Genomic DNA, 14,457 nt, shown 5'->3' with positions numbered 1-14,457 from the left:
GCGTCAGCGTCGCGCGCGAACGAGCTACCTGACCGGCCGCGCGGCACCCGACGCGTCAGCGTCGCGCGCGAACGAGCTACCTGACCGGCCGCGCGGCACCCGACGCGCCAGCGTCGCGCGCGAACGCTACAACTGCGTCCTCGGGTCATAACCCGCCTCGCGCAACGCCCCGATCACCTGGTCGGCGTGCTCGGGCCCGCGCGTCTCGATGTGCAGCTCGAGCTCGACCTGGCTGATCGCCAGGCCCGATCCGTGCCGCGTGTGCAGCACTTCGACGACGTTGGCGTTCTGATCGGCGATGATCTCGCTCGTGCGCGCGAGCTGGCCCGGCCGGTCGGGCAGCGGGATGCGCAGCTTGAGGTAGCGCTCCGAGGCGGCGAGCCCGTGGGCGATGACGCGCTCCATGATGAGCGGGTCGATGTTGCCGCCGGAGAGCACGACGACCGTGGGGCCGCTCGCGACGACCTTGCCGGTCAGGATCGCGGCCACCCCGACCGCGCCGGCGGGCTCGACCACCATCTTGGCCCGCTCGAGCAGCACGAGCATCGCGCGTGCGATGTCGTCGTCGTCGACCGTCACGACCTCGTCGACGGCATCCCGAACGATCTCGAAGTTGAGCTTGCCGGGCTTGGCGACGGCGATGCCGTCGGCGATCGTCGGCGAGATCGTGATCTCGGTGACCGCTCCCGCCGCGAGCGAGACGGGGTACGCCGCCGCATTGGCCGCCTGCACCCCGATGATCCGGATGCTGCGCCCCAGCTCGGCCGCGCGCCGCTTGAGCACGCTCGCGACGCCCGAGATGAGCCCCCCGCCGCCGATCGGAACGACCACGGTCTCGAGCTCGGGCACCTGCTCGAGCAGCTCGAGGCCCAGCGTGCCCTGCCCGGCGACGACATCCGCGTGATCGAAGGGCGGGATGTAGACGGCGCCGGTACGCTCGGCGAACTCCTGCGCGGCCTTCAGCGGCTCGCTCACGGTGTGGCCGCGCAGCACGACCTCGGCACCGTAGTGGCGCGTGGCCTGCAGCTTGGGCAGGGCGACGCCGATGGGCATGAAGATGGTGGCCTGGATGCCGAGCTCGCGCGCCGCGAAGGCGACGCCCTGCGCGTGGTTGCCGGCGCTGGCGGCGACCACGCCGCGCGCCTTCTCCTCGTCGCTGAGCCGCGACATGCGGTTGTACGCACCGCGGATCTTGTACGAGCCCGTGCGCTGCAGGTTCTCGCACTTGAGGTGCACGGGCGCGCCGAGCACGTCGCTGAGATAGCGCGAGGTCTCCATGGGGGTGACCTCGGCGACGCGGCTGACGACCAGGCGCGCAGCCTCGACATTGGCGAGGGTGGGGCCGGCGATCGTGAGGGGTGCGGCGGTCATGGGCGCTCCTGGGTGGGTGCAACGGGTGGTGGCTGGATATCGCTCAGGGTCATGGGGTGCGGGATGACACGCCACCGGCCGCTCGCGATGTAGCGCACGAAGACGTTGACGAAGGCGGCGATCGGAACCGCGAAGAGCGTGCCCGGAATGCCCGCGAGGAGTCCGCCCGTCGCCACCGCCAGCACGACGGCGAGGGGGTGCACCCGCACGGCCGGGCCCATGACGAGGGGCTGCAGCACGTTGCCTTCGATCTGCTGCACGAGGAGCACGCCAGCGAGCATGAGCAGGGCGATGAACGGCCCGTTGTAGACGAGCGCAATGAGCACGGCGAGCGCTCCCGTGACGAGCGCGCCGACGAAGGGCACGAAGCTCGCCAGGAAGACGGCCACGCCGATGGGCAGGGCGAGCGGCAGGCCCAGCGCCCACGCGATGAGCCCGATGCCGAGGCCGTCGACGAAGGCCACGAAGATCTGCACCTTCGAGAAGTTGGTGAGGGTGAGCCAGCCGGCGCGGGCGGCGCCATCGACGGCGGGCCGCGCGCTGCGCGGGAAGATGCGCACGACGAAGCGCCAGATGTTGGGCCCGTCGATGAGGAAGAAGAGCAGCGAGAACAGCACGAGCACCGTGCCGGTCAGCAGCTCGACGGCCGTGGCGCTCACCGACAGCGCTCCCGTCACGAGAGGGCCCCCGGTGGAGAAGTCGAGCTCGGCGACGATGCCGTCGATCCACCCGGTGATCTCGTCGGTGCTGAGGCCGAAGGTCGTGCTGAGCCACACGAGGAACTCGTCGAACGCGTCGACCGATCGGTCTTGCAGCGACGGCCACCCGGCGCGCACCTGGGCCACGACGAGCCAGATGAGTGCGGTGACCACGCTGACCAGGGTGAGCATGGCCGTCGTCACCGCGAGCCAGTGCGGGAAGCGCAGCCGGTGCTTGAGCCACGTGGCGAACGGCACGAGCAGAGCCGCGAGCAGAACGCCGATCAGCAACGGGATGACGATGAGCCGCAACTGGATGATGAGGAAGATCAGCACCCCGATCGCCCCGGCGACCACGAGCATGCGCCACGACCAGGCAGCGGCGGTGCGCATCGCGGGCGACACGGCGTCGCCCCCCGCGGGCGGGAGCGGATCAGCCTTCGGTCGCCAGAACATTGCGCCAGTCTACGAGCACGCGCCCCGGCTTCGGCCGGGCGAGGGGCGCCGCTCTGTTCCGGATGCCCGCCGCGGCATATCGCCGCCCGTCAGCCCGCGCAGCCTCAGGCCGACGCCACGGCGACGGGCCGCCCGGTGAGCCGAACGTGCACGGCCTCCCCCGGCGCGGGATGGCGGCCGACCTCGTGCTGCACCGTCAGCTCGACCCCGTCGTCGAGGCGCACGCGGGTGCGCCGCAGCGAGCCGAGGAACGAGGTGGTGAGCACGACCGCGGCGCGCGCATCCGCCTCATCGGCCGCGGCGAACACGACGTCTTCCGGCCGCACGAGGGCGACCGCGTCGCCCGCCGGCACGGCCGGGTCGATGAGCGGAAGCCGCTGCGATCCGACGGTCACGACGCCCTTGGCGACCGTGCCCGGCAGGCGGTTGCTGAGCCCGACGAAGTCGGCCACGAAGGCGCTCGCGGGGCGCGCGTAGAGCTCTTCGGGCGTGCCGATCTGTTCGATGCGGCCCGCGCGCATGACGGCGACGCGGTCGGCGACGGCGAGGGCCTCCTCCTGGTCGTGCGTGACGAAGACGGTCGTGATGCCGAGCTCGGTCTGGATTCCGCGGATCTGCTCGCGCAGCTGCACCCGCACCTTGGCGTCGAGGGCGCTGAGCGGCTCGTCGAGCAGCAGCACGCGCGGGCGGGTGACGAGGGCGCGTGCGAGCGCGACGCGCTGCTGCTGCCCGCCGCTGAGCTGGTGGGCGTAGCGAGCGCCGTGGTGGTCGAGCCCGACGAGCTCGAGCGCCTGCGCCGCGCGACGGCGACGGTCGGCAGGCGCGACGCCGCGCATCCGGAGCCCGAATTCGACGTTCTGCAGGGCGGTGAGGTGCGGGAACAGCGAGTACGACTGGAACACCATGCCGATGTCGCGCTTATTGGTGGGCGTGCCGATGACGTCGACCCCGTCGATGAGGATGTGCCCGTCGTCGGCGCGCTCGAGACCCGCGAGCACGCGCAGCGCCGTCGTCTTGCCGCACCCGGAGGGGCCCAGCAGGGCGACGAGCTCGCCGGGCGCGAGCGCGAGCGAGATGCCGTCGAGCGCGGTCGTGCCGCCGGGGAACCGCTTGACGACGTCGACGAATTCGACGGGGGCGGCGACCCGCAGAGAGCCGGTATCGGTGCGGTCGGTCAGGTCGGTCATGAGGTCCTCCGGGTGGTGCCGCGGCCGATCGCCCCGATCACGAGCAGCAGGGCGACGGCGACGAGCAGTGAGATCAGGGTGACGATGACGGCGATGAAGGGGTCGTCCTTCTGCACGATCACGAGGGCGGTCTGCAGGTTCTGTCGGTTGAGCAGCGAGGCGATCGTGAACTCGCCGAGCACGACCGCGACCGAGATGAACGCACCGGCGAGCAGGCCGGGGCGCAGGTTGGGCAGCAGCACGCGCGTGATGACGACCGGCCAGCTCGCGCCGAGGGAGCGCGCCGCCTCGGTGAGGGTCGTCACGTCGATCGCGTCGAGGTTCGACTGCACCGCGCGGTAGGCGAAGGGCAGCACGATGATGCCGTAGGCGAAGGCGAGGGTCCAGACCCCGCTGCCGGCGGCGCGCGCGATGACGCCGTAGACGGGGGCGAGGCCGACGACGAGCACGATGGCCGGGATGCTGATCGGCAGCAGGCAGACGATCTCGAGCACCCGCCGCAGCTGCGGCAGTTTGAGCTGCACGACGATCATGGTCGGCACGAGCAGCACGAGCATGAGCGCGACGGTCGCCGCCGCGAGCACGAGCGAGTTGCCGATCGCCTGGCCGAGCACGCGGTATTCGGGCCCGAGGTCGAAGGTGAGCACGGTGACCCAGCGGTCGAGGCTGTAGCCGCCTTCGAGCCCGCGCCGCAGCGTGAACTCGACCATGGCGACGATCGGCACCGCGAAGACGAGGCCGATGGTGCCGAGGATGCCCGCGCGGACGAGGCGGCTCGGCACCGGGATTCCCGTGCCGGTCGCGCCGCGCATCCCGCTCATCGTTGCCACCGCGAGGCGCGGCGCTGCAGCAGCGCGTAGAGGGTCATGACGACCGCCATGACGACGATCATGCCGAGCGCGAGCGCGCCGGCCAGGTTCTCGCGGCCGAGCAGCGTCTCGCTCGTCAGTGCGGCACGGATCTGCAGGGGCACGATCGACTGGCCTTGGCTCGTCAGGGCCGCCGCCGTGGCGTAGGAGGAGAACGCGTTGGCGAACAGCAGCAGCAGCGAGCCGAGGAAGGAGGGGGCGAGCACGGGGAACCCGATGCGCCACCAGAAGGTCGCGGTCGTGCCCCCGAGCGTGGCGCTCGCCTCGGCCCACTGCGGCTTCAGCGCCTCGAGGGCGGGCATGAAGATGATGATCATGAGCGGCACCTGGAAGTAGATGTAGGGCAGCACGAGCCCGGGCGCCTCGTAGAGCCAGACCCCGTCGGCGAAGATGTCGATGCCGAACTGGTCGCGCAGCAGCACCGTGATGAAGCCCTGGATGCCGATGGTCGCGACGAACGCGAAGGCGAGCATGACGCCGCCGAACTGCGCGAGCACACCGCTGACCGCGTCGATGCCCGAGCGCAGCGGGCCCTCGGGGCGCGTGCCGATGAGGGCGTAGCAGACGAGAGCGCCGAGGACGGCGCCGATGAGGGCCGTGACCGCCGACAGCACGATCGAGGTCGTGAAGCCGCTCACGACGAAGGGGTCGCCGAGAGCGGCGAGGTTGTCGAGCGTGAAGGCGCCCTCGCCGTCGACGAAGCCGGTGCCGAGCGCGATGGCGGTGGGCAGCCCGAGGAAGAGCAGCACGTAGAGCGCGAAGGGCACGATTCCCCAGACCGGGGAGGAGATCAGGCCGGCCGTGCGGGTCGACCCCCGGGGCGCGGAGCCCCGGGGGTCGACCGTCGTCACGACGGGCGTGCTACTGGACAGCGGTGGCCCAGCGCTCGCCGAGCAGCGCGGCCGCGGCCTCGCTCTGGGCGGCCGTCGGCACCACGGTGTCGGCCGGCGCCTCGGGAAGCGCTGCGTAGAGCGCCTCGTCGATCTCGCCGTTCGCGACCATCGAGGCCTCGAGCGCCGGGCGGGCGCCGCCCTTCAGCCACAGGTTCTGCACCTCGGGGCTGTAGAGGAACTCCATCCAGAGGCGCGCGGCCGCCGGGTTCGGAGCGTCGACGTTGATGGCCTGGTTGTAGTAGCCGGCGTAGCCGGTGCCGGGCAGAACGACGACCTCCCAGTTGCGCTGGCCGTCGAGGTCAGCGGCGTAGCCGTTGTTGAGGTAGTCCCAGTCGAAGACGACGGGGGTCTCGCCCGAGGCGACCGTCGCGGGCGTCGGGTCGATCTTCACGAAGTTGCCGACCGCGTTGAGCTCCTCGAAGAAGTCGATGCCGGCGCCGAAGTCGTCGAGCGTGCCGCCGTTCTGCACGGTCGCCATGCCGACCGCCGCGAAGGCGGCACCGGCCTGCGTCGGGTCGCCGTTGATGGCGACCTTGCCGCGGTACTCCTCACCGAGCAGGTCTTCCAGGCTCGTGGGCGCCGGCACCGCGTCGGGGTCGTAGCCGATGGCCATGTACCCGCCGTAGTCGGCCCAAAAGAGGCCGTCCTCGTTCTTGAGCTCGGCGGGGATGTCGTCCCAGCGCTCGACGAAGTAGGGCGCGAAGTAGTCGGTGCTCTGCAGCGCGACCGCGAGGCCCAGGTCGAACACGTCGGGTGCGGTGTCTTGCCCGCGCAGGTTCTCGGCGGCCTGGATCTCCTCGGCGCTCGAGGCGTCGGGCGATGCCTCGGTGACCGTGATCTCGGGGTAGCGCTCGATGAACAGGTCGAGGATCTCGCCGTAGTTCGCCCAGTCGCGCGGCAGCGCGATGACGTTGAGCGCGCCCTCGGCCTTGGCGGCGGCCTCGAGGTCGGCGAAGGTGCCGAAGTCGGCGATGCTCGTCGCCGTGGCGGCGTCGACGCCCGAGGCAGGAGCCTCGGCGGTCGAGCAGGCGCCCAGCGTGAGTGCTGCCGTCGTCGCGAGGGCGACGGCGGCAAGAGTGCGGGTGGTGTTCACGAATCCTCCGTGGTGTGCGCCGCGGCGGCTCAGGCTGTGTTTCTGAGCTCACGGAACCGCGACTGCTGTGCACGGTAGGCACGCTGGGTGACGCTGAGGGTCAAGGGCGGTGAACGGGGGGCAACGCGCGGGCGACGGATGCGCGGCTCGGGTCGCGCAGGCGAGCAGGGCGCCCCGCCGCTAGCGTGAGACCGTGCCCCGCTTGACCGCCGCGCAGGCTCGCCGCCTGGCGCTCGCCGCCCAGGGCTTCGACCGCGCGCATCCCACGCTGGTCGGCAGGCGGCAGCTCACGGCGACCATCGACCGCCTGCAGGTGCTGCAGCTCGACTCGGTGAACGTGTTCGCGCGGTCGCACTACCTGCCGCTGTTCGCGCGCCTCGGCCCCTACGATCCGGCCGACCTCGATGCGCTGATATTCGCGCGCCGGGGGCGGTACACCGAGTACTGGGCGCATGAGGCGGCGGTCATCCGTCGCGACGACTGGCCGCTCTGGCACTGGAAGCGCGAGGCGCTGCGCGAGCGGTTCACCGTGAAGAGCGCGTGGGTGCGCGAGAACACCGCGATGCTCGACTGGCTGCTGCTCGAGCTCTCCGCGAAGGGGCCGATGACGGTCGCCGACGTCGAGCACGACGTCGCGAAGGAGCGCCGTGGGCCGTGGTGGGGCTGGAGCGACGTCAAGGAGGGCCTCGAGTACCTCTTCGCCTTCGGCGACGTCGTGAGCGGCGGGCGCCGCGGCTTCTCGCGCGTCTACGCGCTGCCGCACCAGGTCGGCCTCGCCGCGCTGCACGAGGTCGCCGTGCCGCGCACCGAGGCCCAGCGCGAGCTCGTGCTGCGCAGCGTTCGGGCCCTCGGCGTCGGCACCGTGGCCGACATCGCCGACTACCACCGCCTGAAGATCGCGCCGACGCGGGATGCCCTCCGCGACCTGCTCGCGGCCGGCGAGATCGAGCGCGTCGAGGTCGAGGGGTGGGGGCGCGACGGCCGCGACGGTGAGGGGTTCGTGGTGCCGGGGGCGAGCATCCCACGCCGCATCGAGGCGACCGCCCTGCTGTCGCCCTTCGACCCCGTCGTGTGGAGCCGCGACCGCGCACTCCGGATGTTCGACTTCCACTACCGCATCGAGATCTACACGCCCGCGGCGAAGCGGCAGTACGGGTACTACTCGCTGCCCGTGCTCGTCGACGACCGGGTGCTCGGGCGCATCGACCTCAAGAGCGACCGCGCGGCCGGCGTGCTGCGGGTGCAGAGCGCGTGGGTCGAGCCCGGCGCCTCCGCCTCGGAGCTCGCGGCGCGGATCGCGCCCGTGCTGCGCCGCGCATCCGCCTGGCAGGGCCTCGGCGAGGTGCACGTGGCCGAGCCGCTCTGGGGCGACGCCGCGGCGGCCGTGCGCGCCGCCCTCGCGGCTCGCTGTTCACCCGCGGGCTGAGATTCGCCACTCATGGCGCGGTTCTGATGCGCTGTGCCCCTCACCACGGCAGCCAACCTAGACGACACGTGGATGTTGCGGAGTGGGCTCAATCCACAGCGGAGGCAAGCGTTCATCAGGGACTGAGAGCGAAGCTGCGGCAGTTAGTCAAGAATGGGTCAGCGTCGCCTGGGAAGCACTTCGCGACACATCACGAACGGCACCACTCGCAGGAAGACCGGCTTGCAACAGCAACAAGCTCGGATACCGCTGGCGTGATCTCCCACCCGCGTAGCCACAACGCATCGCTGAGTGCTTCCGGTGCAGCGAGTAGACCGTCTGACTCATGAATCATGTGAATGACGTAAGCGAGGCAGTCATCGTCCCCCCAGAGTGCGCCTAGAAGGAACCACCCGAACGCCAGTGTGCCGAGATCCGCGAACTCATCGCCACCGAAGTCGGGCTCCTGAGAGATTTCCGCCTGCTTCAGCCTCCAGGCAAGGCCGTTGAAGTACGCAGCAACCACATTGTTCCCACCTCCGGTATTGGCGCCCACGAGAGCCTTCCTCCAGGCGTGACCTTGTGCGGCCCAGTCATGAGAGTCGGATTCGCCTTCGGTATCAGTAGGCAACGGGAAGCTCGAATCCACAACGAGAACAAGTCGAGGTCGAAGAGCGTCGGGGTAGCCGCCTGTGATCTCAGCCTCCAGTGCGGGATTCGTCGCAATCGCGAATTGGAGATCTTCTCCCGCGGTCGCAGGCTCACAGACAAGGAAGACACGGAACTGCTGTTGAGCAGTCTCGAGCTGACTGAATACTGCCCCATTCGACATCAGCCCGGCATCCGCATCGCCGATCAACAGTCCCCGAGCATTGGTGTCCACTCGCGCGACCTCATTGACGGCCAGCGCCGCATAGGGAGCGCTGCTTTGGGCGGTCAGCGCGTCGAGCGTTGCGCTCGAGTCTCGCTCGATGAAACTGTTCACCTCGGCGGCGAACGCATTGCCATCATCGAGGAGAACAACGGTCGCAATAAGCTTCCTGCCCTCGTTGGCCATAAAGCTCACTCCTGCATACACGCCGTCCCCGCGCCCAGCCAAGAGGCGGACGTGATTGCCGGGGCGCCTTCCGCACAAGTCACACGACGTGACCAGTTGCCCCTCCGTGGAGCACGGGCATGGGCCGAAGAAGTCACTGGACAGCTCGATGAACCCTGTTTCGATGTTCGTCAGGCCACCGACTTCCATGCCGGTCAAGTACTCGGAGGAAGCGATGTGGTGCAGCAAGGCTTGTAACTTCACGATGCATTCCGTCTCTACGAATTCGACGTGGCGATCTTTGGGCCCTCGAGCGCTCGCCTCGCGACGTGGCCTTGAGCTAGCCCAAATATATGAATCAGCTCTGACAAGCGGGCGGATTCTCGCTGTCGTGTCTGCAGTGATCGACCTCCGCGGAGGGAGATGACGCGGTTTCGTGGTGGAGCAACTGGAGTACGGACATCATGCCGTCGCTACGCACGCACGCACGCATGTGCTCCCGAAGCTAGACGCTACCCACCCGCGTGTGAAGCGGGGGCTCAGACGATTTCGATCTCCGATGCACGATCAATCATCAGGTCACCGAGAGTCAAAGTCACAGTGGCTGCCTCGAGAAACTCGTCTTCATCGTCGTCGAACTGTTCAATCAGTTCATCGGGCAGGTCAAAGCTCGCCACCAGGTAGAGCAAGACAGGCAGGCCCTCGCGGTCGTCGGCTGTCGCGTAATCCTCCTCGAGAGCCGAGGAAACGAAAGTCTGGCCATCGACGGTCAGCTTGCAGGTGAAATCGTCCTCTGACATTGCTTCCAAGGCTTCTTGGACTGACTCCATCTGGCGACTTTCCTCGGAAGTGGGGTCATGCTGCTCCACAAGGAAATGGGCAACACCGATCAAGAATGAAGCTGCAACCTCCACCGAAAGACCCTTTCATTGACGACGATTTGGCACCAGGTGTTCTCATCTAACCGTAGGGTTCCAGGGCGCCGAACTCGCGCCGCGGCGCAGGGTCATCCAGAGATCCGCAGGATGAGTTCCGCAAGAGACGGGATCGCCGCAAGTCCTGCGGCGGCAATCGCTACGGAGAACTCAAAGTGTCGAACCCGCACTTCTAACGCGTCCAAAACCTGATCTCTCCGCAGGTCCAGGTGCAGCGATGCCCGCAAAGCCTGGAACTGATCTGCGAGGTCGGTTTTGTCCGTCGAAGGAGTACGCGGAAGCGTCCGAATCACCCGACGACGTGCGTGGAGCCCGCGGATGCTCCACTGCCGCGCAAGGGCACCCTCGGCCTGACTGATCAGCTGTCGCTCGATGGAGACCATGAGGACCATCAGCCGATAGACCTCCCTGGAAGGGTCGCTCGGGGACAAAGGTTGCGCTAGCGATAGCCAGCCGTCCACCACCGATCGATCCTCGGTGAGGTGAAGCCCGAGGGAGATAACGGTCGAGCGAACGTTCGACGACGTATCGAGCTCGAACCCGGCTGCTTCGAGAGGTTCGCGGGTTGAGGCTAGTCCGGGACGCCGGAGTTCGCGCGCCCGAGTACTCGTCGCCGCCGGCATCCGGTACTCAACCAGAACGAGGTGAAGGCCGTGCGGGCCGGTGACCTCGAGGAGAGAGTCCATGACTACTGACTTGGAGGGCGCGCTGGCAGGATGATCGATGGTCCTTGCGCGCGCCAGTACTCGATCACCGAAGAATCCAAGCTGCCTGAAAGCCAAGTCGCTCTCTCCGTCGGGCTTCTTCACCCAGTCCAGAAACGGACGCGACTGCACTCGCTTGATCTGCCGGGTCGAGCCGAGGAGCTCGTGGCAGACGATGTACGTGGCCTCGGACATCCCTAGAAGCGGGTCGAGTTCTCGATGAGGCGCTTGACCCGCTCGGGGATGGGCGGGTGGGTCTGGAACATGCGGTCGACGAAACCCGGCTTCATCGGGTCACTGATGTAGAGGTGGGCCATGGTCGAGTTCTGGCGGCGCATCGGGCGGGCGTAGTCGCCCAGCTTCTGCAGCGCGCTCGCGAGCGCCTCGGGGTCGCGGGTCGTGAGCGCGCCCGTGGCATCGGCGAGGTACTCGCGCTGGCGCGAGACGGCCGCCTGCACGACCGCGGCGACGAGCGGGGCGATCACCATCGCGGCCAGGCCGAGCACGAGCATGATCGGGTTGCCGTTGTTGTTGCGGTTGCCACCCCAGAACGCCATGCGGAACAAGATGTCGGCGATGAAGCCGACCGCGACGACGAGACCGAACACGATCGTCGAGACGCGGATGTCGTAGTTCTTCACGTGCCCCATCTCGTGCGCCATGACCCCGGCGAGCTCGCGGTCGGTCATGATCTCGAGCAGGCCCGTCGTCGCGGCGACGCTCGCGTGCTTCGGGTCGCGGCCGGTCGCGAAGGCGTTCGGTGCGGGGTCATCGATGACGTACACGCGCGGCATCGGCAGGCCCTCGGTGATGGCGAGGTTCTCGACGATGCGGTACAGGCGCGGGTTGTCGGCCTTCGTGATCGGGTGCGCACCCCCGAGGGAGAGCGCTTGGGAGCCGGCCGCGAAGTACTGCACGAGCGTGTAGATCGTGGCGCCGATGAGCGTGCCGATGAAGATCGAGTAGCCTCCGCCAAAGTAGTAGTCGGCGAACAGCCCGAGCAGCCCGATGATGATGACGAACAGCAGGATGATGAACACCGTGTTGCGCTTGTTCGCCGCGATGGCGCGATACACCTAGTCCTCCAGACGAGGGGTCGGGATGCGGTGGATCAGAACTGCACGCGCGGCGGCTCAGCGATCGCCGCGGCGTCAGCGACCTCGAAGAAGTCGCGCTCGGTGAAGCCGAGGCCCCGCACGAAGAGGGTGTTCGGGAACTGCTTGATCTTCACGTTGAGCTCGCGCACACCGCCGTTGTAGAACCGACGCGAGGCCTGGATCTTGTCTTCCGTGTCGACCAGTTCGCCCTGCAGCTGCAAGAAGTTCTGGCTGGCCTGCAGCTGCGGGTAGGCCTCGGCGACGGCGAAGATGCTCTTGAGCGCCTGCTGCATGTGGCCCTCGGCGACCGCGGCATCGGCCGGCCCCTGCGCGCTCAGCGTCTCGGCGCGCGCCTTGGTGACGGCCTCGAACACCTGCTTCTCGTGCGCGGCATACCCCTTGACCGCCTCGATGAGGTTCGGCAGCAGATCAGCGCGGCGCTTGAGCTGCACGGTGATGTCGCTCCACGCCTCATCGACGCGCACGTTGAGCGTGACGAGGGAGTTGTAGGTCGCCCACAGGTAGATGCCCGCGATGACGACGAGCAGGACGAGGACGCCGATGACCACCAAGATTTCCATGACGCACAGCATAGGGCGGGCCTGACCGCCACGACAGGGGGCCGCCTGAGAGAATGTCCTGCAACGGGTCGATACGGGGGTGAACGGATGCGCGGGCGCGAGCGGCACAGCACCGCTACCCGCCCGACCGCTCAGCGGATCATCGTGAGCCTCGCCCTCGCCACCGCCGTAGCGGTGCCGCTCGCTGTTCTGCCGGCGGAGCCGGCGTCGGCCGCCGCCGCGTTCGACGTGCCTTCGAGCGACTTCGTGGCCGGATCGACCGTGACGCTGAACGGCACGAAAGACGCGGGCAGCACGCTCGTGATCCGCCGCGCCGGGCAGGTGGTCTGCACGGTCGGCGACCCCGATGCGGTCGTGTGGCAGTGCGCGGGAATCGCGGTGCCGAACGGCGTGGTCGAGTTCACGGGAGAAGAGACGCTCGCCGACGCGAGCGTCGAGCCGATGGCGCCGCTGACGCTCCGCGTGCTCGCGCCCCCCGCGCTCGATGGGGCGGGTGGCTCCCTGGTCACCACGGGCAGGTTCAGCGGCTCGGCCGAGCCGGGGGCCAGCATCCGTCTGCAATCGAGCGGGCCCGGGGGCACGATCGAGCATTTCTGCCCGGCCGCCCTGCCCGACGGCTTCTGGTCGTGCGCCATCGCCGTCGAGAGCGGGGTCTACCAGGTGCGGGCGCGGCAGTCGCTCGCCGCGATCGGGCCCGAGTTCTCTGACTTCTCGGCAGCGGTCACCACGACCATCGATCGCACCTCGCCGTCAGCGCCGACGATCACTTCGCCACGCGGAGGCGCGACGTCGACGCAGAACCTGACAGCGCGCGGTGGCGGCGAACGGGATGCTCTGCTGCAGCTCTTCATCGATGGCGGGCTCGTCTGCGAGACGATCGTGAGCCCCTCGGGAAGTTGGGCGTGCCCGTTGCGCTGGCCGGGCCCCGGCTCGTTCACGGTGCAGGCTCTGCAGCGCGACGCGGCCGGCAACTTCAGCGCGTCGAGCGCGCGGGTCGAGGTGCAGTACGCACCGCCGGCGCCCCGGCCGAGCGACGCGGAGGTCGCTCCCCCGCCCGCACCGGGCGAGTCGACGGCGCCCAGCCCGACCCCGACCCCGCCCGGCGGATCAGCCGAGCCGCAACCCGCGCCCGAGACGCCCCCGCCGACCTCGAACTGGGGAACCGCGACAGGCTTCGGCTCGTCGCTGCCGACGGCCGAGCAGGTCGTGCAGCGCGGCGGCTGGGCCGTCGCACCGCTCGCGGGGCTCGCCTACCTCGTGCTCGTCGCCCTGCCCCTGCGAGCGTTCGCCACGCACGTGCTGCCCCGGCTTCGGCGCCCCCGCATCGCACTGACCGGGCGCAACCGCGAAGCCCCGGTCGATGACACGATCGCCCTCGCCCTGTCGCCCCGGATCGTGGCGGTGGGCACTCTCGGTGGCGCCGCGGTGATCGCCGCGCTCTCGGGCGGCATCGATGGCGAGGTGCGCTACGTGCGCCTGACCGCCGCGATCGCGCTGGGGCTGCTGCTGCTCAATCTCGTCGCCGTGCTCGTGCCCGCGCGGCTCGCCGGTCGTGCCGCCCGCGTGGACGTGATCGTGCGGCTGCTGCCGGGCATCCTGCTCGTCGCCCTCGCGGCGGCCCTGCTCTCGCGCTTCGGCGGTCTGCAACCGCCACTGCTCGCGGGCGTGCTGATCGCCGCCTCCGCAGCGCTCGGCGCGAGCCGTCGAGCGCGCGCGGGCATCGCGGTCGCGCAGTCGAGCGGTGTCGCGGCGCTCGCCCTGCTCGGTTGGGCCGCCCACGACGCGCTCACGCCGAGCACGGGCTTCTGGATGACCGTCGCCAGCGAGACGGCCGCCGCGGTCGCCCTCGGCGGGCTGGGGTCGCTGCTCATGCTGCTGCTGCCCGTCGGCCCGCTGCCGGGCCGCACGCTCTACGCGGTGTCGCCGCCCGCGTGGGCCGTGATCGCCCTCGCGTCGGCGACCGTCGCGGGCGCGATCCTCGCCTCCGGCCCTGCGTTCCCGCTCAGTTCTCTCGTGCTGCTCGGCGCGGCCGTTGCGGGCATCCTCACCGCGAGCGTGGTGTGGACCCGCTGGGTCGCTCCCGCCTGGCGCTGACCCCGCGACGCGCAGGCGTCGCGCGCGTGCGCAGTACC

The 14,457-nt window shown here is 69.4% G+C and carries 13 protein-coding genes; 2 read left to right on the top strand and 11 right to left on the bottom strand.

Features of this window, described 5'->3' with window-relative positions; translation table 11 throughout:
- Positions 1 to 126: 126 nt before the first annotated feature.
- From ilvA to ACTIE9_RS03825, 6 genes are all read right to left on the bottom strand, one after another.
- On the bottom strand, positions 127 to 1,371 hold the full coding sequence (ilvA, locus tag ACTIE9_RS03850; protein WP_439564256.1) for a threonine ammonia-lyase: 1,245 nt from the start codon (positions 1,369 to 1,371) through the stop codon (positions 127 to 129).
- Positions 1,368 to 2,525 (bottom strand): AI-2E family transporter, encoded by a 1,158-nt coding sequence (locus ACTIE9_RS03845; protein ID WP_439564255.1) that lies wholly within the window; start codon positions 2,523 to 2,525, stop codon positions 1,368 to 1,370. Before ACTIE9_RS03845 ends, ilvA begins: the two co-directional genes overlap by 4 nt.
- Before the next feature lie 104 nt (positions 2,526 to 2,629).
- A complete protein-coding gene (locus tag ACTIE9_RS03840) occupies positions 2,630 to 3,712 on the bottom strand; it encodes an ABC transporter ATP-binding protein (RefSeq protein WP_439564254.1) in 1,083 nt (360 codons plus the stop codon).
- Positions 3,709 to 4,524 carry an ABC transporter permease gene (locus ACTIE9_RS03835; protein WP_439564253.1) on the bottom strand — a complete coding sequence of 272 codons (816 nt, stop codon included), beginning with the start codon at positions 4,522 to 4,524 and terminating at the stop codon, positions 3,709 to 3,711. Before ACTIE9_RS03835 ends, ACTIE9_RS03840 begins: the two co-directional genes overlap by 4 nt.
- Positions 4,525 to 4,529: 5 nt before the next feature.
- Positions 4,530 to 5,432, bottom strand: a complete 903-nt coding sequence (locus ACTIE9_RS03830; RefSeq protein WP_439564252.1) for an ABC transporter permease — start codon at positions 5,430 to 5,432, stop codon at positions 4,530 to 4,532.
- Between the two features lie 10 nt (positions 5,433 to 5,442).
- Positions 5,443 to 6,567: an ABC transporter substrate-binding protein gene (locus tag ACTIE9_RS03825; RefSeq protein WP_439564251.1), complete on the bottom strand. Its 1,125-nt coding sequence runs from the start codon at positions 6,565 to 6,567 to the stop codon at positions 5,443 to 5,445.
- A 193-nt stretch (positions 6,568 to 6,760) separates the two neighbouring features.
- On the opposite strand from ACTIE9_RS03825, the gene ACTIE9_RS03820 reads away from it, so the two are divergent.
- Complete coding sequence (locus ACTIE9_RS03820) at positions 6,761 to 7,993, top strand: winged helix-turn-helix domain-containing protein (protein ID WP_439564250.1); 1,233 nt, start codon at positions 6,761 to 6,763, stop codon at positions 7,991 to 7,993.
- Between the two features lie 190 nt (positions 7,994 to 8,183).
- On the opposite strand, the gene ACTIE9_RS03815 is transcribed toward ACTIE9_RS03820, so the two are convergent.
- From ACTIE9_RS03815 to ACTIE9_RS03795, 5 genes are all read right to left on the bottom strand, one after another.
- Positions 8,184 to 9,272 (bottom strand): hypothetical protein, encoded by a 1,089-nt coding sequence (locus ACTIE9_RS03815; protein WP_439564249.1) that lies wholly within the window; start codon positions 9,270 to 9,272, stop codon positions 8,184 to 8,186.
- Between the two features lie 275 nt (positions 9,273 to 9,547).
- Positions 9,548 to 9,922, bottom strand: coding sequence for a hypothetical protein (locus tag ACTIE9_RS03810; protein ID WP_439564248.1), 375 nt, complete (start codon positions 9,920 to 9,922; stop codon positions 9,548 to 9,550).
- Between the two features lie 92 nt (positions 9,923 to 10,014).
- Positions 10,015 to 10,842, bottom strand: a complete 828-nt coding sequence (locus tag ACTIE9_RS03805) for a hypothetical protein (protein WP_439564247.1) — start codon at positions 10,840 to 10,842, stop codon at positions 10,015 to 10,017.
- Positions 10,843 to 10,844: 2 nt separating this feature from the next.
- A complete protein-coding gene (locus ACTIE9_RS03800; RefSeq protein ID WP_439564246.1) occupies positions 10,845 to 11,723 on the bottom strand; it encodes a M48 family metallopeptidase in 879 nt (292 codons plus the stop codon).
- 35 nt (positions 11,724 to 11,758) lie between these two features.
- Entirely contained in the window at positions 11,759 to 12,325 is a 567-nt protein-coding gene (locus tag ACTIE9_RS03795) for a LemA family protein (protein WP_439564245.1), read from the bottom strand.
- A gap of 144 nt (positions 12,326 to 12,469) precedes the next feature.
- Here ACTIE9_RS03795 and ACTIE9_RS03790 point away from each other — a divergent pair, with 144 nt between their 5' ends.
- A complete protein-coding gene (locus ACTIE9_RS03790) occupies positions 12,470 to 14,419 on the top strand; it encodes a hypothetical protein (protein ID WP_439564244.1) in 1,950 nt (649 codons plus the stop codon).
- Positions 14,420 to 14,457 lie beyond the last annotated feature (38 nt).

Origin of the sequence: Microcella sp., from assembly GCF_051860105.1 — a bacterium.
Taxonomy (GTDB): domain Bacteria; phylum Actinomycetota; class Actinomycetes; order Actinomycetales; family Microbacteriaceae; genus Microcella.
Note: the sequence above shows the minus strand (reverse complement) of the source record. Positions and strands in the feature narration are given on the sequence as shown.